This window comes from Chryseobacterium sp. WX (genome assembly GCF_029542485.1).
GTDB classification, from domain to species: Bacteria; Bacteroidota; Bacteroidia; order Flavobacteriales; family Weeksellaceae; genus Chryseobacterium; species Chryseobacterium cucumeris.
The window spans coordinates 2,356,996-2,382,043 of record NZ_CP120710.1 but is presented as its reverse complement, the minus strand read 5'-3'; the positions used below and the strand labels follow the sequence as shown (position 1 = coordinate 2,382,043).

Annotated in this window: 19 protein-coding genes; 7 read left to right on the top strand and 12 right to left on the bottom strand. The window is 37.7% G+C overall.

Translation table 11 applies throughout. The features are described from left to right. Positions 1–81: 81 nt before the first annotated feature. From murB to PZ898_RS10715, 3 genes are read right to left on the bottom strand one after another with little or no spacing between them, the layout of a single operon-like run. Positions 82–1,095, bottom strand: a complete 1,014-nt coding sequence (gene murB / locus PZ898_RS10725; protein WP_277695478.1) for a UDP-N-acetylmuramate dehydrogenase — start codon at positions 1,093–1,095, stop codon at positions 82–84. Between the two features lie 3 nt (positions 1,096–1,098). Then, positions 1,099–1,584, bottom strand: a complete 486-nt coding sequence (locus tag PZ898_RS10720) for a hypothetical protein (protein WP_062676193.1) — start codon at positions 1,582–1,584, stop codon at positions 1,099–1,101. A 10-nt stretch (positions 1,585–1,594) separates the two neighbouring features. Continuing rightward, entirely contained in the window at positions 1,595–2,800 is a 1,206-nt protein-coding gene (locus PZ898_RS10715; protein ID WP_277695477.1) for a pyridoxal phosphate-dependent aminotransferase, read from the bottom strand. A gap of 226 nt (positions 2,801–3,026) precedes the next feature. Here PZ898_RS10715 and PZ898_RS10710 point away from each other — a divergent pair, with 226 nt between their 5' ends. The 4 genes from PZ898_RS10710 (at position 3,027) to PZ898_RS10695 (ending at position 8,759) form a co-directional block, all read left to right on the top strand. Then, positions 3,027–5,519, top strand: a complete 2,493-nt coding sequence (locus tag PZ898_RS10710) for a GEVED domain-containing protein (RefSeq protein WP_277695476.1) — start codon at positions 3,027–3,029, stop codon at positions 5,517–5,519. Positions 5,520–5,662: 143 nt separating this feature from the next. Continuing rightward, positions 5,663–6,847, top strand: a complete 1,185-nt coding sequence (locus PZ898_RS10705) for a hypothetical protein (protein ID WP_062676190.1) — start codon at positions 5,663–5,665, stop codon at positions 6,845–6,847. 10 nt (positions 6,848–6,857) lie between these two features. After that, positions 6,858–8,279: a hypothetical protein gene (locus PZ898_RS10700; protein ID WP_277695475.1), complete on the top strand. Its 1,422-nt coding sequence runs from the start codon at positions 6,858–6,860 to the stop codon at positions 8,277–8,279. 24 nt (positions 8,280–8,303) lie between these two features. Beyond that, a complete protein-coding gene (locus tag PZ898_RS10695; protein ID WP_277695474.1) occupies positions 8,304–8,759 on the top strand; it encodes a DUF1801 domain-containing protein in 456 nt (151 codons plus the stop codon). 234 nt (positions 8,760–8,993) lie between these two features. On the opposite strand, the gene PZ898_RS10690 is transcribed toward PZ898_RS10695, so the two are convergent. Genes PZ898_RS10690 through PZ898_RS10670 form a run of 5 tightly spaced genes read right to left on the bottom strand, consistent with a single transcriptional unit; the run spans position 8,994 to position 17,915 of the window. Next, a complete protein-coding gene (locus tag PZ898_RS10690; protein ID WP_277695473.1) occupies positions 8,994–10,259 on the bottom strand; it encodes a TolC family protein in 1,266 nt (421 codons plus the stop codon). Further along, positions 10,249–13,344: a CusA/CzcA family heavy metal efflux RND transporter gene (locus tag PZ898_RS10685; RefSeq protein WP_277695472.1), complete on the bottom strand. Its 3,096-nt coding sequence runs from the start codon at positions 13,342–13,344 to the stop codon at positions 10,249–10,251. The genes PZ898_RS10690 and PZ898_RS10685 overlap by 11 nt, the downstream gene beginning before the upstream one ends. Positions 13,345–13,359: 15 nt before the next feature. Next, the gene (locus PZ898_RS10680) at positions 13,360–14,463 is read right to left on the bottom strand and encodes an efflux RND transporter periplasmic adaptor subunit (RefSeq protein ID WP_277695471.1); all 1,104 of its coding nucleotides are present in this window, start codon (positions 14,461–14,463) and stop codon (positions 13,360–13,362) included. A 57-nt stretch (positions 14,464–14,520) separates the two neighbouring features. Next, a complete protein-coding gene (gene mgtA, locus PZ898_RS10675) occupies positions 14,521–17,193 on the bottom strand; it encodes a magnesium-translocating P-type ATPase (RefSeq protein ID WP_277695470.1) in 2,673 nt (890 codons plus the stop codon). A gap of 23 nt (positions 17,194–17,216) precedes the next feature. Next, a complete protein-coding gene (locus PZ898_RS10670) occupies positions 17,217–17,915 on the bottom strand; it encodes an MgtC/SapB family protein (RefSeq protein ID WP_277695469.1) in 699 nt (232 codons plus the stop codon). 401 nt (positions 17,916–18,316) lie between these two features. Between PZ898_RS10670 and PZ898_RS10665 the strand changes: the two genes are divergently transcribed. Continuing rightward, positions 18,317–19,162 carry a DMT family transporter gene (locus tag PZ898_RS10665; protein ID WP_123279529.1) on the top strand — a complete coding sequence of 282 codons (846 nt, stop codon included), beginning with the start codon at positions 18,317–18,319 and terminating at the stop codon, positions 19,160–19,162. 250 nt (positions 19,163–19,412) lie between these two features. Here PZ898_RS10665 and PZ898_RS10660 read toward each other — a convergent pair whose 3' ends face one another. Both PZ898_RS10660 and PZ898_RS10655 read right to left on the bottom strand, forming a co-directional pair. Beyond that, on the bottom strand, positions 19,413–20,774 hold the full coding sequence (locus PZ898_RS10660; RefSeq protein ID WP_120232151.1) for an ATP-binding protein: 1,362 nt from the start codon (positions 20,772–20,774) through the stop codon (positions 19,413–19,415). 31 nt (positions 20,775–20,805) lie between these two features. After that, complete coding sequence (locus PZ898_RS10655; RefSeq protein ID WP_062676305.1) at positions 20,806–21,507, bottom strand: response regulator transcription factor; 702 nt, start codon at positions 21,505–21,507, stop codon at positions 20,806–20,808. Positions 21,508–21,608: 101 nt separating this feature from the next. Between PZ898_RS10655 and PZ898_RS10650 the strand changes: the two genes are divergently transcribed. Next, complete coding sequence (locus PZ898_RS10650; RefSeq protein WP_120232149.1) at positions 21,609–22,283, top strand: YiiX/YebB-like N1pC/P60 family cysteine hydrolase; 675 nt, start codon at positions 21,609–21,611, stop codon at positions 22,281–22,283. A 161-nt stretch (positions 22,284–22,444) separates the two neighbouring features. Next, positions 22,445–22,756: an NIL domain-containing protein gene (locus PZ898_RS10645; RefSeq protein ID WP_062676181.1), complete on the top strand. Its 312-nt coding sequence runs from the start codon at positions 22,445–22,447 to the stop codon at positions 22,754–22,756. 218 nt (positions 22,757–22,974) lie between these two features. Here PZ898_RS10645 and murA read toward each other — a convergent pair whose 3' ends face one another. Beyond that, positions 22,975–24,282, bottom strand: coding sequence for a UDP-N-acetylglucosamine 1-carboxyvinyltransferase (murA, locus tag PZ898_RS10640; RefSeq protein WP_110008022.1), 1,308 nt, complete (start codon positions 24,280–24,282; stop codon positions 22,975–22,977). Then, positions 24,282–24,950 carry a DUF4290 domain-containing protein gene (locus tag PZ898_RS10635; RefSeq protein ID WP_034695011.1) on the bottom strand — a complete coding sequence of 223 codons (669 nt, stop codon included), beginning with the start codon at positions 24,948–24,950 and terminating at the stop codon, positions 24,282–24,284. Before PZ898_RS10635 ends, murA begins: the two co-directional genes overlap by 1 nt. Between the last annotated feature and the right edge of the window lie 98 nt (positions 24,951–25,048).

Genomic DNA, 25,048 nt, shown 5'->3' with positions numbered 1-25,048 from the left:
TCAAAATATTGGACACTTATAGATAATTAAGAAATAAAAAAAGACTGAATTCATATGAATCAGCCTTTGTGTATTTTTAGATTAAATAATATTCACTTCCCTTTCTAATTCTATTCCGAATTTTTCTTTTACAGAATTAATAATCTCAGTGGAAAAATCAAATATTTCTTTTCCGGTAGCATTTCCTGTAGCATTGATGATGACCAGAGACTGCAGTTTGTGTGAAGCTACATTTCCGATCTGCTTCCCTTTCCACCCACATTGCTCAATCAGCCATCCGGCAGGGACTTTTACCATCTCTCCATTCGGGTAACCCTGAATATTTTCAAACTGTTGTTTTAATGCTTCAAACTGAGCCAAAGGAATAGTAGGGTTCTTGAAAAAACTTCCGGCATTTCCGATTTCTTTAGGATTTGGTAATTTGCTTTGTCGGATATTGATCACTGCCCTGGAAACATCCTGAATTGTAGGATTTTCAATGCCAAGATTTTCCAGTTCAGATTTGATAGCTCCATATTCTGTCTTGATAAGGTGATCTTTTTGAGTCAGTTTAAAAGTAACTTCCAGAATAACATATCTGCCTTTTCCTTCCTGTTTGAAAATAGAATCTCTGTATCCGAATCTGCATTGGTCAAGAGTGAAAGTTTTCAGTTCAAGATTTTCTAAATCCAATACCTTACAGCTTATAAAAATATCTTTGATTTCTGTTCCGTAAGCTCCGATATTCTGCATGGGAGAAGTTCCTACATTTCCGGGAATTAAAGAAAGATTTTCAAGGCCTCCATAATTTTTTTGCAGGCAGAACATTACAAATTCGTGCCAGTTTTCCCCTGCTTTTGCGGTTACCCATACTTCATTTTCATTGATATGCTCTTCAGAAATTCCTCTTAAATTAAGTTGAATGGCAAGACCGTCAAAATCTTTGGTAAGAAGAATGTTACTTCCGCCTCCTAAAAAAAGAAGCTGAAGAGATTGGGTTTCTGCAAAATTAAGTGCCTCTTTTAACTCATCAATGGTATTGACTTCAGTAAAAAATCGAGACTTGGCTTCAACACCGAATGTGTTATAAGATTTTAATGAAAAGTTTTCTTGCATGTTTTATTGGTATTCTTTCGGAAGAATCTTGTCTAGTTGTTCTTTAACTTGCTGTAGCTGCTTGTAATGTATAGTGTCTGCATAAGCGTTCACATAGATATGTGATTTTTTGGGAGTCCGAATCTGGAAGGTTTCATCTATTCCGTCTACGGACTGTTGACTGTGAGAACTTTTTATATGGTCAAGATCTACAATGTTAATAGATGATGTAAGCTTTTTCCACGTTTCGGAATTGATGGCAGATGCCCACGCTTTATGGGTTTGATTGGCTGTCATTCCTTTTTCTGCAAAAACAGAATCTTTTGTGGCTTTGATAATCCTGTAGTTTCCGAGGTTTCCTTCAACATCAGATACACTGATGAAAGTAATTTCGTGTGGATTTTTAGGGGAAACAGGCTGTTCTGTCTTTTTGGAGTCACAAGAAAAAAATGCCGACAGCAAAAGGATCGAAAACAGGATTTTCAGATGGAGTTTTTTTGTTGTCGGCATAGGATCTATTTTACAGACTGAATTCTTCTCTGTACTTCTTTAAAGCTTCTTTAAGAATTTCAGCACTTCTTTTTAAATCTTCTTCTTTCAGAACGTAAGCAATTCTTACCTGTTTTTTACCTAATTCAGGATTGCTGTAGAATCCTCCTGCAGGCGCCACCATGATGGTTTCGTTATTCAGAGAATATTTTTCAAGTAACCACTGAGCAAATTTTTCAGTATCGTCTACCGGAAGTTCGGCAACACAGTAGAATGCTCCTCTTGGTTTAGGGCAAATTACCCCAGGAATAGCATTTAAAAGATCTACCAATACATTTCTTCTGTGGGTATATTCTTCTCTTACGGCTCTGATGTAAGGTCCATCATTCTGGTGTGCTGCTGTTGCTGCAATCTGTCCTAAAAGAACCGGGCTTAATCTTGCCTGTGCAAAAAGCATGGCAGCATTGCGGATCTTGTTGGAACGTGTTAACATACATCCGATTCTCACACCACACATAGAGTAACGCTTGGATTCTGAATCAATGATGATACAGTTTTCAGCTAATTCAGGGAAATCAAGCATTGAAATCTGTTGCTTCCCATCATAAACGTATTCTCTGTAAACTTCATCAGAAATGATTACGATGTCATATTTCAAAGCAATTTCTGCCAGTTTCTGAAGTTCCTCACGGGTATAAAGATATCCGGTAGGGTTTCCAGGGTTACAGATAATGATTGCTCTTGTTTTCTCTGTAATTTTTTTCTCGAATTCCTCAACAGGTGGCAAAGCAAAACCAGTGTCAATTGTAGAAGGAACTGCTACTACATTCACATCAAATGTGCTGGTGAATCCATTGTAGTTGGCATAATAAGGTTCAGGAATAATCACTTCATCCCCTTCATCACATAAAGTAGAAATGGCAAAGTTTAGTGCTTCAGAACCTCCGTTGGTAACAATAAAGTTATCAGGAGTAAGATCTGAGAATCCTAATGAATGGTAGTATTCTGTAAGGGCTTTTCTGTATTGAATATTCCCTTCAGAAAGCGCGTATTCCAATACTTTTAAATCGATGTTTTTTAAAGCATTTAAAGCTGTTTCCGGAGTTTCAATATCAGGCTGCCCGATATTAAGGTGATATACTTTTATTCCTTTTTGTTTTGCTTGTAACGCAAAGGGAACCAGTTTTCTTACCGGCGATGGTGGCATATGCAGTGCTCTGTTTGAAATATTCGGCATTGTTCAAAAAATTTGTATGACAAAAATAGGATTTAATTTCTCAATAATAAAATTAAGAATCAATAAGAAGGTGTTTCATTAAGCTTTACGTTGTCTTTAAAATTTACTGATTTAAATAGTTTTTAATATTAATTTGTCATACATTTTAAATAAAGTTTAGGATTTTGTTAAAAATAATATTTTCGTATTGTTATTTTTCCTAAATTTCGCCACAAATGTGATTAAAATGGTAATAAATTTATTTTCTAGAGTGGTACCTGCTATCGCTCTGTTTTCTGCCAGTGTATTCATGGCTCAGAATTATCAAACTATGCCGGTCTCTTCAGGCTTTACAGCCGATGTGATTGCCAACGGGATAGGTTCTTCAACAATTAGTACAAATAATGATGTAGACGGAGTTTCTTATGCTTTTGTAGCTAAAGATTTTCAGCTTACATCATCAAGTAATGCCATTACGTATGGGATTCCTGTTGACGGAATTATTAATTCTGTAGTGGCAACCACGCCCGGATTGAGTTTTCAGTTAGCAAATTTGAATACGAATAATTCTTTAAGACTGGCTGCAACCAATGATAACGGAACTTTGGCATTTACAACACCAAAGGCAGCAACCAAGCTGTATATGCTTGCTGTAAGTGGAAGTGGTACTTCTACGGTAAGTGTGGTGGTAAATTTTACAGATGGCAGCTCGCAGACGTTTTCAGGTATCAGTCTTGCTGACTGGTATAATGGACCTAATTTTGCGATCCAGGGGATAGGAAGAATTAAAAAGCCGGGAGCTACTCCTGGAGCTGGTGATGATGTTCCTTCTCCTGAAGGCGGAACTAATCCAAGATTATATCAGGCTGAACTGGCAATAGATGCAGCCAATCAGGCAAAACTAGTACAAAGTGTAACAGTAACCAAAGTAAGTGGTTCTGGTATACCAAATATTTTTGCTTTTTCAGCAGATGCTTATTCGGATTGTATGCCTCCTGTATTGCAGGCGGTTTCAGGGATCACAGCTAATTCTGCTTTAGTGTCATGGACAGGTAGTGCTGCCAGTTATGATGTATACCACAGTACTTCAAACACAACACCGGCGAGCTCAGTAGCACCTACTTATCCGGGAGTAACAGGTACCAGCACAACAATAGGAGGTCTTAACTCCAATACAACTTATTATTATTGGGTCAGATCAAATTGTAACACGGCGACAGGCCAAAGTGTATGGTCTTTTGCAGGCACATTTAAGACAGCTTGTTCTACTTTCACTGTTCCATATACAGAAAACTTTGATACCACAAGTACAGGTTCCAGCTCAAATACGAATGCACCAAGCTGCTGGGCATATTTAGAAAGTGCGTCATTTGCAGGATATGGTTATGTAACCACAACGAATAATTACTCAGCACCTAATGCTTATTATATGAATAATTCAAGTGGGACAACAGGTAGCCAAATGTTGGTTGCACCTCCTACTATAAATCTTTCAGATGGTACGAAGAGGGTAAGATTTTATGCAAAAGCCGGAGGAAGTAATTATACATTATTAGTGGGAACATTATCAAACCCTGCAGATCCTGCTTCTTTCACACAAATTGGTTCTCCTATTGCTTTAACAACTACCCACACCCAATATACCGTTAATATTCCAGTGGGTACTGATTTACAGTTAGCATTTAAACATGGTTTAGGAGGTTCTTCACGTTCTATTTATATTGATAATATTACCGTTCAGAATATTCCTTCCTGCCTTGAACCAACGGCACTTATGTCATCAAACGTAACAATGAACTCGGCAACAATCGGTTGGACGGCACCAGCTTCAGTTCCTGCAAACGGATACGAAGTATATTACAGTACAACCAATACAGCACCTGATGCTACAACGGTATTGAATGCTACCAATTCCGTAACTTCTACCACTATTTCTGCACCATTAAGTTCATTATCTACGGATACGAATTACTATGCCTGGGTAAGATCTGTATGTAGTGCTAGTGATAAAAGTATCTGGAGTGAAGCGACTGCATTCAGAACGGGATATTGTCTGCCTTCATCCAGTTCTCAGAATTCCTGGCTTTCTGAATTCAGTTCGACAGGAGGCCTTGTAGATATGGCTTATTCATCTGGATCAAGTGTTGCAGGTGGGTATCAAAACTTAACAACAAGCAGTAACAAAATAATCAATGCTCCGGGATCCAGTACTTCAGTATCTTTCACTGCCGGTGGTCCTACATGTGGAATCGGGGTTTGGGTAGACTGGAATAATAATTTAACTTTTGAAGCTTCAGAAAGAATGTTTGTTACTAACACTTATATTACAAATGCTTCGGGATCTATCACTGTGCCTGCAGGAACACCTCTGGGAACTTATAGAATGAGAGTGGTGACTGATTATAATAGTACAGCCCCTTCAAACCCTTGTTCTGCTATTTCAAGAGGAGAATTTATTGATTTTACATTTGAAGTAGCTACTTCTTTATCAACTTCAGAAACGCAATTGAAGAAAAAAGAAGTGAGTGTATATCCTAATCCTTTCAAAGATGTTCTGCATATTGCGGATATCAAAGATGTTAAATCTGTAACTGTTACAGATGTAGCGGGAAGAGTAGTGAAAACTATTGACAATCCTACCACAGAACTTCAGTTGGGTGAATTGAATGCCGGTTTATACTTAGTGACGATGAACTTTAAGGATGGTTCAAAATCAACAGTAAAAGCCATTAAAAAATAAAATTTTTTGAGTTAATAATTTCTGTAGACGGCTGCATTCGTGCAGCTGTCTTTTTTGTGACCGGTTTATTAATAACTGGACAAAATATTATCAGAAAATGTCCATAAAATTATTATACATTTGCACCGAAAACTATAATATCCATGAATAAATTTAAACTACTTTTTTTAATACCATTATTTTATTCCGAATTTTCCCAGGCTCAGCGAATTGATAAAGAAATAATCAGTTTTCAGCTTTTAAAAGAGCCGGTTTTTCCTACGGAACTTTCCAATAGAAATTATACGATTACGGTAAAGTCTCCCTATAACATTACAAAAGATGATGTCATAAGAATCTCAAAAGAAGACCATCAGAAAAAGGTAGATAATTATCAGACTAATGTTGAAAATGCCAAGTATGAGCATCAGGAAAGATTAAAGGACTATGATGCTGAGGTGAAAAAACTTCAGGAAAAATACAAACTTGAATCTGCAGAATACAGCAAATTGTCAGCGGTTGAAAAAATTGCAGCAACCAACGGTGCTCCTACGCTTAGACTTCCTTCAAGACCTGTCCTTAATATTCCTCCAATGCCGGTTTACCAGCAGCCCGACCTGAGAGATGCTTTAATTGTGGATAACAAAATTCTTGCTTCTCAAATCGATGTGATTGGTTTTTCAAAAGGTGGAAATTATCTTGACATTGTGATTGAGATGGAAAGAACAAACTTTCAGGACAATCAGGGAAAAACCTTTGCCAATCAGCCTACAAAAATCACGGCGAAGCAAGACGGTGCTATAAAACTGGATAAAACCTACTTCTCAGATTTTGCTGAAATAGCAAGTGTTCCAACTAATGAAATTAATCTGAATGCCCAGGAAAAAAGATTTCTGCAAAGAACAATTGACCGTACAAGAAATATTATCAATGAAAACTTCGGCTATCAGACCATTAATTCTACAGTCACATTAGCAACTGTAAAAAATAAAGGAGAGTATGATGATCTGGAAAAAGCATATATCTATGTGACGACCAATCTGAAGAAACTTCAGGCAAAATCTGATTATGCACCGAATAAAATTGCCATGGAGAACATGCAGAAAGGAATTGATCTTTGGAAAACAGCTTTAACAAAAGTAAATTATAATGATAAGAAAGCAGTTTACAATCAGAAGATCGGAGAATACCTTTATTTTAACCTGATCAGATTGAATATTGCGTTAGGTAATTACCAGGAAGCAGAGAAATATTTAAATGAGTTACAGGAACATTTAGTAGATATTAAACTGTCCTACGATGCTAATCTTGAACTGAAAAGACTGGAAGAAAAAATTTATAATAACTAAAGAAAACGATATGATTAAACAGATTATTGCTTCGGCATTAATTACCGCTTCTGTGTACTCTTATGCACAGACGAAAGTAACGGAAGGAACAAAATTCACTGTGGATGCCAATCTTGAAACGGATGATAAACTGGTGCTGGCAGATGATTACAATTCTTATATGTTCAGCGCTATCAATATTGACGGTCTGATGAGAAATGTTTTTCCTCATAAGAAATTACTGATGAGAAAACTGGATCAGAACGGAAGTCTTGTGGATACTTATGTGAAAGATTATGCCAACAAAACGAATGGTGTTCTTCACAATTATCTGGGGTCACAACAGATTGATGATGATAAATTTATAGCATTTACGGAAGAGTATTTCGGAAAAGAAAACAGAAAAGAAGTTTTCCAGCATGTTTTCAGCAGAAAGGAAGGTACTTTTACAACAAAGAGTATTGCAAAATACAGTATTGAATCTACCAATAAATCAGGAACTACTTATGTCCTTTTCTCAGAAAACGGGAAATATGCAGCCATCTTCAACGACAGATTTGCCAACAAAAAAACTGAAAATGTAAATGACGTTCTGGTATTGGATCTGAGAACACTTACTCCGGTATGGAACAAAGAAATTATATTAAGCAGTGACTATGTTGAAAAGTCTCTGACATTAACGAACTCAGCGAAAATCGTTGTATTGCGTAAAGCAGCAGGCTGGAAGGAAGCTTACAAGCTGGAACTGGTTTCCAATACGGAAGATAAAGACCTTCCATTCGATGATAAATATATTCCTGAAAAATTATATGCATTCAGTAAAAATGATAATGATTACCTGGTAACTTTTGGAAGAAAAAATGCAGCGGTTACTATAGGTTCAAGTACTTTCGGAACGGTAATGTTTTATGATATGAAATCCGGAAAAGTAGTTATCAGCAATACCAATCTGGCAGGAAGTAAAGACATGAGTGATGTGAAAGTCATCAAAACGATTGTAAAAGGAGATGAAACTTTAATGGCTGTTCAGCAGGAGACGGTAACAAGACCGATGCCTACAGCAATGAACCGTTTCCCGGATCCTGTATATTCTCTGGATGCGGGAATGCTGATCAAGTTTAATAAAGAAGGTGAGGTAAAACAATTTGTAGCGGCAGGCACTTCTACCGGAAAAAGAATTCATGTGGTGGAAGCAGGAGACAAACTTTATATTTCCGCTTTCTATCCTAAAGGAGCATTTGGTAATACAGGATTTTCTATGAAAGTTTTTGATTTCGCCAATCTGAAACCTCAGGAAGTAAACCTTGATTATAAAGGCAGAAACTTCTTCCAGAATTATGGTTTTGCAGATGGAAATATGATTCAGTATGTTCCGAATGTTAACAAAATGATGTTCCTTCAAAAGAGCAGCAAGGAGGTTCAGATGTTCAGTGTTTACAATTTTATAAAATAATCGTATTTTAGAAAAAATTATCACATGCAGATTCAATCGGTTTCTATAGAAGATTATATCTCAAAAATTCCTGAAGAGAGACAGGAAGCTTTTAAAAAACTTTTTGATACGGTGAACGATAACCTTCCGAAAGGTTTTGAAGACGCTGTCAATTATGGGATGATAGGCTGGGTAGTTCCTTTAGCAAAATATCCTGCCGGATATCACTGTGCACCCGGGACCCCGCTGCCTTTTATCAATATTGCTTCCCAGAAGAATTTTATAGCATTGTATCATATGGGACTGTATTCAACACCGGAACTCCTCGACTGGTTTGTGACAGAATATCCTAAATACTCCAAAAAGAAACTGGATATGGGAAAATCCTGTGTACGTTTCAAAAAAGCAGAAGATATTCCTTTTGAACTGATCGCTGAACTCAGTAAAAAAATGACCGCAGACGACTGGATTAAAATTTATGAATCGCAGTATAAGAGATAAAAAAAGCCCTGAAATCAAACAGATTTCAGGGCTTTTTTATGCTGGAAGATGGAAGCTGGAATTAATATTTATGTTTTTAAAATCAATATGAGACAGGAAGTTGGAAGTAACAATTGTTTTTTAAACTGCTGATTGTCATTTCTTGATAAATATTCCAAGTATTAATAAGTTAATTAAATGGCGTGTATTTATTCATCGGTTTCCAGATGTCTCCATCTGCTTCCTTCTTCCAGTTTAAAAATGAATATCCCAGATTCCTGCCTTCCTTTCAAGTTCAATTAAAGCTGCTGCATTATCAGCAAGAGCCTGATAATAATCTTTTCGTACATTATTATAGGTTCTCTGGGCATTCAGAACTTCAAGAATAGAACTTTCGCCTCTTTTGTAGCTATAAATGATTCCTTCCAGAATACTTTTGGCCTCAGAAAGCATTCCGTTATGAAATTGTCTAAGCTGTTTCTGAGTGGCTGTGTATTGCTGAAAAGCCTGCGTTACCTCAGCTTTTATCTCCTGTTCGATCCGTTTATACTCAACTTCTGCCTGCGAATAGGCCATTTCTGCTATTTTCAATCCGGCATTTCTTCTGTTGGAAAACTTCAGGGGAATGCTAATACCCATTTTTACAGCATTTACAGTTGGGGAAGGAGCAATTTCATTAGTGGCTTCGGTGTGTTGTTCTGTTCCGGCACTGATGCCAAGATCTATGACCCGATTGGCTTTTTCAAGATTGATCTGGCTTTTGGCAACTTCTGTATTTTGCTTGGCTGCCAATAAATCTGCTCTTTCATTCAATGCCTGAAGAATCAGATCGTCAATGCTGAAATCTCTGTTGAAGGTATTAAAATCTCCGGTAACATCTCTGCCAGTTATTTTGCTGTCTCCAAGAAATACAGATAAACCGGTGAGAGCCTGCTGCTCTGCACTTTCGGCCTGATATACTTCATTGAGTAAAGAAGCTGCTTCCAGCTTACTCTGTTTGGAAGTGACCAAGGTTATCGTTCCCAATTGGTACCGAATACTGTCGGATTTTGCCAATTGCCGCATGTTTTGATAAGAATCCTGCTGTACTTCAAGCAAAGCCTTGGATTTTAAAGCCTCAATATATCCTAAACTGGCATCTGCACGAAGATTTCTGAAAAAATCCTGCAGCTGTATTTTGCTTAGCTCCGACTGGTTTTTGGCCAGATTAACACGAGCTTTTCTTTTTCCTCCCAATTCAATTGTCCAACCAATGGCGGCTCCGTAGACATATCCCATATTCTGCTTCACTCCGTTATTGGTGGTTTCCATTTCCAGTTGAGGGTCAGGAAACATATTAGCGGTTTGAATGGCAGCTTCGGCCATGCTTACATTATATTTCTGAGAGGCGTAACCCAGATTCTTATTTCCGACAAGGTTCAGGTATTCTTCAAATGGTAAAAGCTCTTTTTCCTGTGCCTTTATCCCTGTAATGCTCAATAATACTACAGATAATATGATAAACTGAACTCTAATTTTCATCTGATTCTAAATTTTGTTTTTCGTTTCGGCGTTCAGCCATAAAATAAATAGCCGGCAGCACGAATAAGGTTAAAATAGTAGAGAACATCAATCCATATACGATTACTGTTGCCAGTGGACGTTGTACATCAGAACCGATTCCTGTGGCCAATGATGCCGGGAAAAGCCCGATTACAGCAACCGTCGCAGTCATCAGTACAGGTCTGAAACGGTCTTTTGCTCCTTTGATGGCAGCCTGTTTCAGTTCATATCCTTTCTTACGCAGATCGTTGATGTGGGAAATCATAATGACTCCATTCTGGATAGCAACTCCGAAGAGCGCGATAAAGCCTACTGCGGAAGATACATTCAGAGACATTCCGCGGATATTGAGTGCCAGCATTCCACCAAATAATGCCAGTGGAACAATGGACATCAGAACCAAAGCCTGTCTGAAATCTCCAAAGGCACCATATAATAAAAGAAACATGATGGCTAATGCCAGTGGAACAATAAATGCCAGTCTGGAATAGGCTCTGTTTTGATTTTCAAACTGTCCGCCCCATTTGATCTGATATTTTTCATGATCATATTGGATATCTTTTTCAATTTTATCCTGTGCATTTTTCAGGAAAGAAGAAAGATCGGTTCCTCTTAAATTCAGCTTTACCGTAAGATGTCGTTTATTCATTTCTCTGGTAATAGTACTTTCACCTGTACTTAATTTTACTTCTGCCACCTGTGATAAAGGAATTTTTGCTCCGGAAGCTGAGGTTAGCATCAGATTTCCGATTTTATCAGGAGTGTCACGGCTGTCTTCTGTATATCGGCATGAAATATCATATACTTTATTGCCGATAAAGATCTGGGAAATGGCTTTTCCACCTAGTGCAACCTCAATGAGATCGGCGACATCGGCTACATTCAAACCATATTGGGCAATTTTATCTCTGTTGGCAATAATCTGCAGTTGAGGCAATGGGGGTTCCTGATCGATAGCAAGATCTGCTGAACCCGGAATTTTATTTAAAGTAGACAATACATTTTCAGCAATTCTTCTGGTTTCTTTAAAATCTTCTCCATATACCTTTACTACTAATTCGCTGTGAGCTCCGGAAATTTTATCCATAACTCCGTCAATCATAGGCTGTGAAAAACCTACGGTAAATCCCGGCATATCTTTATAATCAGCTGCCAGTTCTTTGATGAGGTCTGCTTTGGTTTTTCCTTCGGGCCATTCGCTGTAAGGTTTTATCCCGACCGAGACTTCAAAATGGGAAGCTGTCCACGGGTCGGTACCATCATCATTACGTCCCGCCTGAACCATCATATACGTAATTTCAGGATGTTTTAAGGTGCGGGAACGTAAGGTATCACTCATTTCTTTTGATTGGGCTAAAGAAATTCCGGGAGGCAGCTGTACCTGCAGCCATATAGAACCTTCATCCAGTTCGGGAAGGAAATCTTTTCCGACCTGATAGGAGAGAATTCCGGCAGATACTAAGACAATCATAATGGGAATGAGAACTCTTTTAGGAGTCTGCATTATTTTTTCAATGCTTTTTCCATAGGCTGCGCTGAGTTTCTCGAGCCATTTATTGTGATAAATCTTTTGTGGTTTCCGATAAATTACATAAGCTAATCCCGGGATAAGAAGTAATGCTACAGCAAGGGCTCCCAACAGAGCATATCCAACAGTAAAAGCCATGGGGGTAAATAATTTTTTTTCTACTCTTTCAAAAGCAAATAAAGGCAGATAGGCGGTAATGATAATGATGGTTGAAAAGAAAATAGGTTTTGCCACCTCAATCACTCTTTGGGTAATGGTTTTTTCTTCCAGTGTCTCTTCAGAATTTTCTTCCCGTTTCTTCAGAATGGTTTCCAGCATGACGATGGCTCCGTCCACAATGATTCCAAAATCAATAGCTCCCAATGAAAGCAGATTGGCGGGAATATTGGTAAAATGCATTAATATAAAAGCAAATAATAAGGAAAGAGGAATGGTAATAGCCACTAAGAACGCTCCACGCCAGCTTCCAAGAAATACAATCAGCACAATAATAACCAGTACAATTCCTTCGGTAAGCGTATGGGAAACTGTTGTAAGCGTTGTTTTGACAAGGTCTGTTCGGTCCAGAAAAGGATGGATCTTTACACCGGGAGGAAGTGTTTCATTATTCAATTCTTCAATAGCTTTGTGTACTCCTTCCAGCACTTGTGATGGGTTTTGACCTCTCAATAAAAGCACGATTCCTTCCACACTTTCAGAATAATTGCGGTTTCTGTCGGTGTAGCCAAGAATTCCTTTCCTTTCCAGATTCCCGTATTTTAATGTTCCTACATCATTCAGGAAAACTGGAACTCCGTTTTGGGTTTTGACTACAATTTTTCCAAGATCATCTAAATCTTTTACCAAACCTATTCCACGAATTACATAGGCAAGATTTCCGCGGGGCAGCATACTTCCTCCGGCGCTTACGTTATTTTTGGAGATGGTTTCAGTAACTTCAGAAAGTGACAGTCCGTATTGTTCAAGTTTATGCGGATCCAGCTCAATCTGAAACTGCGTGGTAATTCCTCCGAAATTGGTCACATCGGCAATTCCTGAAACCTGCTTGATACGGGGAATAATTACAAATTTTTGTAAATCCGTAAGTTCCCGCAGACTGTGGTTATTACTTTCGATAATATAACGATAAACTTCGCCAATAGGAGAGGTGAGAGGATCTAATCCGGGCTGTGCACCATAAGGGAGCTCCACATCCGTCAGTCTTTCCTGAATACGCTGCCGTGCCCAGTAATCGTCTATACCATCATCAAAAACCATAGTAATGATGGATAGTCCGAAGGTACTTTTGCTTCGCATTACATGCATTCCCGGAAGTCCGTTCAGAGATCTTTCCAAAGGAATGGTAATCTGTTGTTCTACTTCTTCGGCAGCCAAGCCCGGAACCTGTGTTACCACCTGGGAAGTTACATCGGCGATATCGGGATAGGCTTCTATGGATAGCCTGGTCCAGGAATAATACCCGAAGAATCCCAGTAAAAGGAAAAGGGCAAGCATGAGCCATCTCTTCTGTATCGAGATTGTTAGTAATTTCTTCATAGTTTTTCTTTTACATTATTTCGCATCCAGCATATAAATTCCTCCTTCAGTCATGATGGTTTCTCCGGATTTTAATCCCGATATAATTCTTACTGTTTTCTGATCGGTTTCTCCTGTTGTGACAGCACGTTTTGTATATTGGCTCTTGCCTGTTTTTACCCATACATACTGAGAGTTATCCTGCTGCATTAAAGCGGTTACGGGAATCATTACTGTCTTTTCAGGAGTTGTTGAAAAGTTGACTGTAGCGTACATGCCTGGCTTTAGTTTTCTGTCCGGGTTGTTACATTCAATAAGGACTTTGATGCTTCGGGTATCTTCGTCTACAATTTCATTGATGTGGTATACTTTTCCGGTAATATTCCTGTCGGGATAGGCGCTTACCTTTACAGAAACCTGATCTCCTTTATTCACAAAGCGGATGTCTTTTTCTTTTACATCACCGGAAATCCAGACTTTTGATAATTCTGCGATGATCATTACCGGATCTGCATCTCCTTTCAGATATTGGCCGTTGACAATTTTGTTGGAAATAATTTCTCCGTTAATGGGTGCTCTTACCAAAAGAGGACTTCCTATACCTCCGCCTTTGCTGTTATATATTTTCAAGGCAGAAGAAGCATTGGAGAGGGATGTTTTTTTATTTTTAAAATCAGTTTCTGCTTCGTCCAGTTCCTTCTGAATACCCACTCCATGTTTTACAAGATCCTGTTGGCGTCTGTAATTTTTTTCTGCAAGCTGTACATCATTTAACGCATCTGTGTAATCCTTTTGAACCGAAAAATAATCTGAAGAAAGGATTTCAAAAAGAGGGCTTCCTGCCGAAATATTTTGTCCAAGCTGAATAAAAGATTTTGTAATTCTTCCGGAAAAAGGACTGGCAATTTCCGCATAATGATTAGGTATTGCCTGGATTGTTCCCGCTGAAATCACTCCATCACTGTGTTCCTGTTCAGTAACGACCTGTGTTTTAATTTTTTTGAAAACGGGATGGGTTTCCGGAACGGTGACCTGATTATTTTTGATGAGGAGATCCTGATCCTGCGGAGTTTCACTTTTGGAATTTTTACAAGAGGTAACAATTGTCAAAAGTACCATTGTTAAGACTGTTTTTCTCATATAAGTTATTTATAACCATTATTTTATTGATAGACCTGCTAGCAATGAATTTTGTTACTAAAGCCACTGCCCGAATTTTCTGATAAACCATTGTTTCACAAACTGGGTTAAAACACAATATCCTGTAAGAATTCCTATTAAATAAGGGAAGTAGCTCAAAGGTAAAGGCTGCATTTTGAGATACACTGCCATTGGAGTGAAAGGAACCATAATTCCGATCAGCATGATTAAACTTGTTAAAGCAACAACTGGTGTGGCGGCCCAGCTTTGGATAAATGGAATTTTCTTCGTTCTGATAATGTGAACAATCAAGGTTTGAGATAATAAACCTTCCACAAACCAGCCTGTCTGAAACAACCCTTGTTGTTCCGGTGTATTGGCTTTGAAAATAAAAAATAGTACGACAAACGTGACATAATCAAAAATGGAGCTCAAAGGACCTATATACAGCATGAATTTTTTAATGCTTGCAGCTTCCCATTTTTTCGGTTTTTCCAGAAAATCTTTATCCATTGTATCCCATGGGATGGAGGATTGTGATACATCATACAGTAAATTCTGTGTCAGAATCTGTAGCGGAAGCATAGGAAGAAACGGAAGTAGTGCACTGGCTCCAATCATGCTGAACATATTTCCGAAGTTGCTGCTGGCCGTCATTTTGATATACTTGACGATATTCCCGAAAGTTCTTCTTCCATAAATTACTCCGCTTCTAAGCACCATCAGATCTTTTTCCAACAGAATGATATCTGCACTTTCTTTGGCAATGTCTGCTCCGGTATCCACAGAGATTCCCACGTCTGCTTCTTTTATAGCTGCTGCATCATTAATACCGTCACCCATAAAACCAACGGTGTGACCTTTTGATCTTAATATTTTTACAATACGTTGTTTTTGTAACGGGCTTACTTTAGCAAAAACAGAATAGAGATCCATATCCTTGCAAAGTTCATCATCAGTCATATGCTCCAGTTCATCACCCAGCATAATGGTATTGATAGGAATTCCTACATCATGGCATATTTTTTTAGCAACAATATCATTATCTCCGGTTACTACTTTCACTTCTACACCAAGCTTGTGTAAAGCTTTGATACTTGGTTCTGCTGATGGTTTTGCAGGATCAAGAAATCCCATAAATCCTGTAAGGGTAAGTTTATTTTCGTCGGCAACGGAATAATTCAATGGATGATCACCGTCAAATTCCCGGATGGCAATTAGCAATACACGAAGTCCTTCAGCATTGAGCTTTTCAGACATTCTGATAATCTGTTGTTTCATAAGATCATCCAACGGAACACTATTGTCATTCTCAACATGCAGGCTGCGATCATCTCCAGGATCTAAGGCATATTGACATAAAGGAAGCATTTCTTCCACTGCCCCTTTGCAGATCATAAGATGCTTTCCTTTTGATGTATTCAGGATGACAGACATTCTTCTTCTTTCAAAGTCAAAAGGAATTTCATCCACTTTTTGATACAATTCATCTGCCCTCATCATATTGTGAACTTCAGCATGATCGAGAACAGCCTGATCCAACAGATTTTTGAGGCCGGTTTGATGAAAACTGTTAAGGTAGCCCCATTTTAATACTTCATCATCTTCAATACCACGAACGTTGAGGTGGGTTTCCAATACAATTTTATCCAGCGTAAGTGTTCCTGTTTTATCGGTACACAGAATATCCATAGCTCCGATATTCTGGATGGCATTGAGTCTTTTAACAATTACTTTCTTTTTACTCATATTGACTGCACCTTTGGCAAGATTGGCCGTGACAATCATAGGAAGCATTTCAGGAGTCAATCCCACAGCTACGGCAATGGCGAACAATAAAGCCTGCATCCAGTCCCCTTTTACCAATCCGTTGATCAGAAAAATAACAGGAGTCATGATCAGCATAAATCTGATCAGCAGATAGCTCACTTTATTAACTCCTATATCAAATGCAGTCTCAGGTCTTTTAGAAGCCAGACTTCTGCTGATGCTTCCGAAATAGGTGAAAATACCGGTATTGGCTACAACAACCGTTGCTGATCCGCTTACCACATTGGTTCCCATAAAACAGATATTCTGAAGGCTGAGAGGATTACGGTATTGGGCATCTTTGATAGGAAGTGCATTTTTTTCAACCGGAAGAGCTTCTCCTGTAAGAATGGATTCGCTGATGAAAAGATCTTTGCTTTTAAGAATTCTGCAGTCGGCCGGAACCATATCACCTGCGGACAGAACAATAATATCTCCGGGAACAATTTCAGTGATTTCTATTTCTTCGCTCTCATTAAATTTTCTTTTGGTAAGACAGCTTGTTTTTACCATCTTTTTTAATGCTTCTGCTGCTTTGTTGCTTCGGAATTCCTGAATGAATCTTAAAACAGTACTGAAGAGCAGCATCACCGAAATAATAATACTTGTACTGAAATCTTTTTCTCCTGCAGGGACAAGAATAGCATCAATAAATAATGAGATTATGGCAATGCAGGCCAGAATATAATTAAATGGATTAAAGAAAGAATGAGCAAATTGTCTTACCCATGAGGGCGCTTTTTGGGTAGCAATTTCATTTTTACCATAAATTTTCAGACGGTCTTTTACGGTGTTTTCACTAAGTCCTTCTTCTGAGGTTTCCAGCAGGGCATACACCATTTTTTCATTCTCGGCTGCAGCTTCTTTCAATTTTACAAGAGCCGCGGAATTGAGATTTTTGTTTGAAGATTTTTTTAACATCGCTTCAAAGGTTGTTTTTAATGTTACAAATCGTTTTCGGTACCTATAATTTCCCAGCTTACTTTGATGACTTTGTCTTCAATCGTTAATCTGCTGGCTGTTTTTTCCATGAAACTGTCCTGCGGAGTAGAAGCATGAACTTCCGCTGTAATGATGGCATTTTCAGGCAGCCCATTATCATCGCTGGTAAGAGATTTCAGCAATACTTTATCATTTCCGCTCAGAGACTGCATCAGTTGCACGCGGATGTGATTTTCTACTTCACTTTTGCATTTGATGCTGAGAAGGTATTCTGTATAATGGTTTCTGCTGTTGATATTGTTGCCCAGTTTTATGCCTAAAGGACGAAGAGTGATATGAGTGAGGATAATAAATCCACTGGTAATGGCTGCTTCCACGGGAAATCCCATAGCACTGAGAGCACCTACAGAGGCCGAACACCAGATGGTGGCTGCTGTATTGAGCCCCCTCACGGTAAGACCATCTTTCATGATAACGCCTCCACCTAAAAAACCAATCCCGCTTACAATATAAGAAGCTATTCTACCTGTAGCATCGCCTCCGATTCTGATGGAAAGAAGTACGAATGCTGCGGAGCCAAGGCATACCAGTGTATTGGTGCGGAGACCAGCACTTTTCTGGCGCCATTGTCTTTCAAAACCAATGCTGGCACCCAGAGCAAATGCGGTAAGGAGACGAAGAGTAAATTCTAATGTAGTCATAACTTTTCCTTTTGTTATAAAGCTTTTCAGCTGTACGGGAAAAGTGAGTACAACTAAAGCTTTTAAGATTGATAATTACTGTAGGGATCTGAGTCCATATGCTTTATTTTTTACTGTGCAAAAGTAGAACGGTCTCTTTTTTTTTACCGTTAGAGAAGCTTTAGAATGTTATTAGAAAATCATTAGAGAAAGTTACTTCCTGTTTTTCTTAATGATCCTGCAGGAAATATTTATTATATCTTGTTAATATATGTAAACTGTACCCATGGTAAGAGATAAAATTTCAATACATTTGGAAGCTGATTTTTGTAGGTCGAATTTTACAATTTGTCATATGAAATAAAAGCTTGTTTAATCCCGGAGACTTCCTTCCAATACCTTTTGAATTATATATTTTAGATATGAAAAAATCAAACTTAGCAATACCAGCTACGCTTTTAGCGATTATCTGTGTGCAGGGAGGAGCTTCCATTGCAAAGCAGCTTTTTCCCGCTATCGGAGCTATTGGTACGGTTACTTTAAGAATTGTACTTTCTGCGGTTTTGCTTACGTTGATTAACCGTCCTAAATTTTTACAATTTGACCGTCAGAAATGGAAATACTGTGCAATCTATGGAGTTGGACTGGCTGCAATGAATCTTATTTTCTATATGGCTATTCAAAGAATTCCGCTGGGATTGGCGGTGACTGTAGAGTTTGCAGGTCCTTTATTTCTTGCATTGGCATTGTCCCGAAAACTGCTGGATGTTATCTGGGCGTTACTGGCATGTGTAGGAATTCTGCTGATTGTTCCCTGGAAAAGTGATCATGTAGATTTATTAGGACTTGGACTTGCCTTTCTCGCAGGAGTCTTCTGGGCACTTTACATTATCATGGGGGGAAAAGTTTCCAAAATAATGGATGGAAAAGATGCGGTTACTACAGGGATGATCTTTGCAAGTCTTGTGATTATTCCATTCACGATATGGGATGGTGCTGTTTTTAATATTACTCCGACGATTTTTATGAAAGGGCTTGGTGTGGCTATTCTTTCGAGTGCTTTACCTTTTTCACTGGAAATGATGGCCTTGAAAAAACTTCCTGCAAAAACTTTCAGTATTCTGATGAGCCTGGAACCTGCATTTGCAGCGCTTTCCGGATTGGTTTTTCTTGCTGAAGAATTATCTTTTCTACAGTGGATTTCTATTGCCTGCGTGATTACAGCGAGTATTGGAACAACTATTTTTAGCAGAGTTTCTAATCATTAAGAAGATTTTTACAATATGATAAGAATGCATTGGAAAATACAATTAATCTTACTTCTTATATCCCTGTTTTTTGTTGGGTTAGGTATGGAAAGTATTGTAGATGAAAAAAAATCAGGATATCTTTTGCTCAGAAAATTGTTTCACATGATCCCTTTTATGACCAGCAGTGTGATTTTTATCAGAAATATTTATTACCAACGTAAAAAAAAGAATAAAAAAGTTGATTCTGAAGTTTAATTTCTTCGGTTGTCTATACAATATCAAATATCACTGCAAAAATAGTTTCGTTACCTTCTGATAGCACCGTAATTTTTGCATTATGGAGCAGAATAATTTTCTGGGTGAGAAATAATCCTATTCCATGGCCCTTTTCCTGTCTGGACGTTTCGCTTCTGTAAAAAGGTTCAAAAATATGTTGTAAATCTTCTTTGTTAATGCTATTGCCGGTATTGGTAAAACGCATTGTAAGAATTTTTGAATTGGTATTTACATCAATCAGGCAAGTGTGTTCCGGTGAATATTTGCAGGCATTGTCAATAAGATTGTTGAAGGCAACCTGAAGAAGATATTCATTTCCCTGAATGATAAGCTGATGCTCTTCCACGGAATCTTCTATGTTTAAAGAAACTTTATATCCTGAATTTTCTTTGGTGATTTTGGTATAAGATTCCAGAAGAACTTCATCAAGACGTACCTCTGAAAAACTGATCTCATTGGGATCATAGCTTGCTTTGGCAAGATCCATTAAACTATTCGACAATTTTACCATATTTCGGGCATCATCCAGTGCATATTGGATGGTTTCCCGATATTCTTCTTTGGTTTTATCCTTTGCTGAAGCCAGTTCCAACTCAGTAATAATGGCGGATAAGGGAGTTCTCAGTTCATGTGAAATATTGGAGACAAAATGTTTTTGTGAATCAAAAGAATTTTCAAGCCGTTCCAGCATTCCGTTGAAATTTTGAGCAAGCTCATTAAGTTCGTCTTTTTCCTTAGTAGTTTTCAGACGCAATTGAAGTTTTCCGGCTGTAATTTTTTTAATCTGAATAACCATTTCACTGAGCGGACTTAATGCTTTTTTGGAAAGAAATATTCCTGCCAGATAAATTAATATGAGAATACTGAAGAATGAAATAATACTGATGGTAAGAAGATGTGTCAGATAATCATATCCGTATTGATCATAGGCTGCTGCAGTTACTGCATATGTTTTTCCTTCATAATGATAGGTCATCCCGATCACCTGCAAATCATTTAAAAAGAAATTGATTTTCTTCTTTTGAAATATCTGAGCTAGCATTTCCGGAGTTTCCTTTACATAATCTACTTTGGCATCATCATGATAGATCAATTGCTTATTGGAATTATAAATGGCAACCTGAACTTCATTCAATGTTCTGGTATTGTTTTTATAAAGCTTATGCATTTCCTGTTCCGGAAGGGAGCTTCGGAAAAATAAATCAGCCTTGGCAATCGCCTCGTTCTGAAGTTCGCTGAAAAAAGATTTTTCTCTGGCTTCTTTGGATGAATAATAGATCGAAATACTGTAAATACTTAAAAGCATTGCAGTGATTAAGGTAAAAAGCAGGGTAAGTCTGGTTCTTATTTTCATCCCGATATTTTTAGTTCATCTTATTGATTTACTATACAGTACCTGATTCGTAGTCTTTTTTCAGAATAAATCCCATGCCGGCTTTGGTGTGGATCAGTTTGGTTTCAAAATCTTTATCTATTTTCTTTCTGAGATAATTGATATAAACATCAATGAAGTTAGTCCCCGTATCAAAATGGGTTTCCCATACTTTTTCTGCAATTTCAGATCTGGAAAGAACCCTTTCGGAATTTTCCATCATGAATTTTAAAAGATTAAATTCTTTTGGGGTTAATTTTATAGGCATTTGATCACGGTTCACAGTTTTCTGTTCCAGGTTCATTTCTATGCCTTCGTATTTAAGAACAAAAACTTTTTGATGTAACTGTTGTGAAAAACGTTTCAGAAGTACTTTTATCCTTGCTACCAGTTCCCGCATTTCAAAAGGCTTGGTGAGATAATCATCTGCACCGGCATCAAATCCTTCCAGCTTGTCATCAGTAGTTCCGAGTGCAGTAAGCATAATTACAGGAAGATTGGGTTTTAAAGTTTTGATCTCATGGCAAAATTCAAGACCATCTTTTTTGGGAAGAATAATATCGGTCACTACCAGATCAAAATTTGTCTGTAAAGCCAGTTTCAGGCCTGTGACTCCGTCATATGCTACAGTGACCTCAAATTCAGCTTCCTGAAATCCTTTTGCAATCAGTTTTGAAAGCCTGTCATCGTCTTCAACTAATAAAATATGGGGCATAAGATTGTTGGAATGTTTGGGTTGGTGTGAGGAATAGATCAATATTCCCACAAATGTAATGAATTCTATTTTGTAATTTTGGTACCGAAAAGTATAATAAAATGTCTGAATGTAAAACATTTTTTAATAGAAGAATCAAAGGCATTATGTTGACTGGGCTCTTGTCCTGTTTAATCGTTTTGGTGATCCAGTGTAATCACTCTTATGCAGGTAATGTACAGCTTAAAAATGGAGATCTTCTTTTTGTAACCGCAAAAGAATCGGGACTTTCCGGAGCGATCAATAATGTAACTCAAAAAGAAAAAGCGGCTTCATTTGATCATATAGGAATTCTGGAAAAAGAAGACAACCGGATGTTTGTTCTGCACGCTGCTCCCAAAGGCGGTTCTCAGAGACAGGATTTGAAAGATTTCATTAAAGATCAGAAAGAAGAAGGGCAGGAGGTTATTGTTTACCGTTTGAAACCGGAATATCAGAAAGCAATTCCTGAAGCAGTTAAAAAAGCAATTTCCATGTTGGGAAAACCTTACAACTTCAATTATATTCTGGATGAACAATCCTATTACTGTTCGGACTTTGTAGAAAGAGCTTTTCGGACAGAAAATATTTTCAAACTGGAACCGATGACGTTTATTGATCCCAAAACAGGAAAAACGAATACATTCTGGGAAGAATTTTACACTAAGAAAAATCTCAAAGTCCCCGAAGGAGAGCCCGGTTGTAATCCTAATGGACTGGCTGGTTCCGACAAATTGGAAAGAGTAGGAAATTTTTAAAATATAGAAAGAAGCTGAACGGGCTTCTTTTTTTTATGTTAAATTTTAAAAAATATTAGTCTACTAATTTGGTGGACTAATATTTTTTTATATTTTTGTCACAGATTTAAAAACAAAAGTGTCAAATGATCTGACAATGTTTAACCCAAAAATGTTTAGCAATGATTACACCTAATCCCGGCCTGCAGGTTTTACAAAATAAAATTAACCTGCCTAAAAAAGAATTGTTACTGGAAATAGAGTTGAATGGCAAAATGAAATTTGAACATTTGATGAATACGATCTATAATCAATTCGGCATCTGTCATAGAGTGTTATCTGCTAATGTAGAGTACGTGAACGGATACAGTTTCGGTTCGGTACAGTTATATATTAATGTCAATTCAGAAGATTTTCAGCAGCTTGAAGTCTATCTGAATAAAAATAAACTTATCAATACGACGGTAGAATATACCTGCAGAACCTATTTTTAAGTGAGATTCATATAGTTTTAATTACCAAAGTGTCCGGTGTTTTTACCGGGCACTTTTTATTTTTGTACTAAAACAGATAAAAAAGATCAATCGTTAATCTGGATAAAATTCCCTCCTCGGAGGGGTGGTAAAAATTCAAAGAATTTTTGACGGGGTGGTAAAACAAAAAAAACGCTCAGAATATTCTGAACGCTTTCCTATTATTAAATAAAATAATTTTAAATTCTTTCGATGTCAGCACCAATAGCTCTCAGTCTTCCATCAATATTTTCATATCCTCTGTCAATCTGCTCGATATTGTGGATAATAGATTTTCCTTCAGCAGAAAGAGCCGCAATAAGAAGGGCGTTTCCAGCCCTGATATCCGGGGAAACCATCGTTGTTCCTCTTAACGGAGCTTCCTGGTTTAATCCGATCACTGTAGCTCTGTGCGGATCACATAAAATGATCTGAGCACCCATATCGATTAATTTATCCACAAAGAATAATCTGGACTCAAACATTTTCTGATGAACCAGAATACTTCCTTTTGCCTGAGTAGCTACCACTAGAATAATAGATAATAAATCCGGTGTAAATCCTGGCCAAGGCGCATCCGAAATCGTAAGGATAGAACCGTCAATAAATTTCTGGATTTTATAATGCTCCTGTGCAGGAATATAGATATCATCACCGCTTTGCTCAAGCTGAATTCCCAGTTTTCTGAAGGTATTCGGAATCACACCAAGCTGGTTCCAGTTTACATTTTTGATGGTGATTTCAGATTTTGTCATGGCTGCAAGACCAATCCATGATCCGATTTCCACCATATCCGGAAGCATCGTATGCTCAGTACCTCTCAGATATTCAACCCCTTCAATCGTAAGAAGGTTGGATCCGATTCCTGAGATATTGGCTCCCATTCTGTTCAGCATTTTGCATAATTGCTGAAGATAAGGCTCGCAGGCTGCGTTGTAGATTCTTGTTTTTCCTTTTGCAAGAGCTGCTGCCATTACAATATTAGCCGTTCCGGTAACAGAAGCTTCTTCCAGCAGGATGAATTTTCCTCTTAGTTCCTTAGCTTTTAAAGAATAGAAATATTCTTCTTCATCATAATTGAATTCAGCACCTAATTCAACAAGTCCTTGAAAGTGAGTGTCCAATCTTCTTCTTCCGATTTTGTCACCACCCGGAGTTGGCATATAAGCTTCTCCATAACGGGCAAGCATTGGTCCCATCAGCATAATGGATCCACGTAGTTTTGCTCCGTCCTTTTTGAACTCATTAGATTTAATATAATCAAAATTAACCTGATCAGCTTTGAAAGTATAATCTCCCTGTCCGTTTTTAGTAATTTTAACTCCAAAATCCCCAAGAATTTCAATCAGCCTGTTTACATCATGGATATCCGGAATATTTTTGATTCTTACTTCCTCATCTGTCAGAAGAACCGCACATAAAATTTGTAGAGCCTCATTTTTGGCTCCTTGTGGAGTTATTTCACCCTGCAGTCTTTTTCCTCCTCTTATTTGAAATGTTCCACTCATTATTTTCTGTTTTTATGATTGTTATTATGCCTTCTCTTGTTAGGCTGGTTATTATTGTTTTTATTATTGTTGTTATTCCTGTTGTTATTGTTGTTATTTCGGTTGTTGTTATTGCTGGTGTAATAGATCTTACTCTTTTCAAGAGAATCTATTCCGGTAAGATCCAACCTGTTTTCGGAAAGTTCTTTCAGGTGGCGGAAAATCACATCATCCGTCACATGTTCTTTATTATATACATTATAAGACTTCTTCATATTGTTGGCAATCACCTCGATTAGGGCTTCTTTTTCATCACCCGTTTCCAGTTCAATTGCTTTTTCTATCAATTGAAGAATACTTTTTCCGTAGAACTTAAAGTCACCTTGAAGTTTTGGATATTCCATTCTTTTAGGTTTTTCTGCCAGCTCTTCCATTGTGGGGAAGGGATAAGGAGAATCTACATCCAGATCATGATTAGCAAGAATATAAAGATGGTCCCAAAGTTTATGTTTATAATTTTCCTCGTCGCGAAGTTGTGGGTTTCTCTGACCCATAAAATCGATGATTGCCATAGCCATTTCGTTCCTTTCCTCTTTGGTAGGAAGTTCTTTGCAGCGCTCAACCAACTGTTGTATAATTCTGCCATATTCCGGCATATGAAGCTGAGTTTTTTGGGTATTGTATTCCATAGTATGCAAATATATGGATTAAAAGAAAAATTGTCTCGGGATTCTGAAAAATTTATGATTTTTTAATGAAAAAATTGAATGCCTTTCTTATTGATTTA

Bases quoted from the DNA above. Each gene is read 5' to 3' on its own strand.
- PZ898_RS10655 (WP_062676305.1), bottom strand. From the start codon at position 21,507: ATGCCCCATATTTTATTAGTTGAAGACGATGACAGGCTTTCAAAACTG.
- PZ898_RS10695 (WP_277695474.1), top strand. From the start codon at position 8,304: ATGCAGATTCAATCGGTTTCTATAGAAGATTATATCTCAAAAATTCCT.
- PZ898_RS10700 (WP_277695475.1), top strand. From the start codon at position 6,858: ATGATTAAACAGATTATTGCTTCGGCATTAATTACCGCTTCTGTGTAC.
- mgtA (WP_277695470.1), bottom strand. From the start codon at position 17,193: ATGTTAAAAAAATCTTCAAACAAAAATCTCAATTCCGCGGCTCTTGTA.
- PZ898_RS10645 (WP_062676181.1), top strand. From the start codon at position 22,445: ATGATTACACCTAATCCCGGCCTGCAGGTTTTACAAAATAAAATTAAC.
- PZ898_RS10690 (WP_277695473.1), bottom strand. From the start codon at position 10,259: ATGAAAATTAGAGTTCAGTTTATCATATTATCTGTAGTATTATTGAGC.
- PZ898_RS10670 (WP_277695469.1), bottom strand. From the start codon at position 17,915: ATGACTACATTAGAATTTACTCTTCGTCTCCTTACCGCATTTGCTCTG.
- PZ898_RS10710 (WP_277695476.1), top strand. From the start codon at position 3,027: ATGGTAATAAATTTATTTTCTAGAGTGGTACCTGCTATCGCTCTGTTT.
- PZ898_RS10685 (WP_277695472.1), bottom strand. From the start codon at position 13,344: ATGAAGAAATTACTAACAATCTCGATACAGAAGAGATGGCTCATGCTT.
- PZ898_RS10705 (WP_062676190.1), top strand. From the start codon at position 5,663: ATGAATAAATTTAAACTACTTTTTTTAATACCATTATTTTATTCCGAA.
- murA (WP_110008022.1), bottom strand. From the start codon at position 24,282: ATGAGTGGAACATTTCAAATAAGAGGAGGAAAAAGACTGCAGGGTGAA.
- PZ898_RS10715 (WP_277695477.1), bottom strand. From the start codon at position 2,800: ATGCCGAATATTTCAAACAGAGCACTGCATATGCCACCATCGCCGGTA.
- PZ898_RS10665 (WP_123279529.1), top strand. From the start codon at position 18,317: ATGAAAAAATCAAACTTAGCAATACCAGCTACGCTTTTAGCGATTATC.
- PZ898_RS10680 (WP_277695471.1), bottom strand. From the start codon at position 14,463: ATGAGAAAAACAGTCTTAACAATGGTACTTTTGACAATTGTTACCTCT.
- murB (WP_277695478.1), bottom strand. From the start codon at position 1,095: ATGCAAGAAAACTTTTCATTAAAATCTTATAACACATTCGGTGTTGAA.
- PZ898_RS10720 (WP_062676193.1), bottom strand. From the start codon at position 1,584: ATGCCGACAACAAAAAAACTCCATCTGAAAATCCTGTTTTCGATCCTT.
- PZ898_RS10660 (WP_120232151.1), bottom strand. From the start codon at position 20,774: ATGAAAATAAGAACCAGACTTACCCTGCTTTTTACCTTAATCACTGCA.
- PZ898_RS10635 (WP_034695011.1), bottom strand. From the start codon at position 24,950: ATGGAATACAATACCCAAAAAACTCAGCTTCATATGCCGGAATATGGC.
- PZ898_RS10650 (WP_120232149.1), top strand. From the start codon at position 21,609: ATGTCTGAATGTAAAACATTTTTTAATAGAAGAATCAAAGGCATTATG.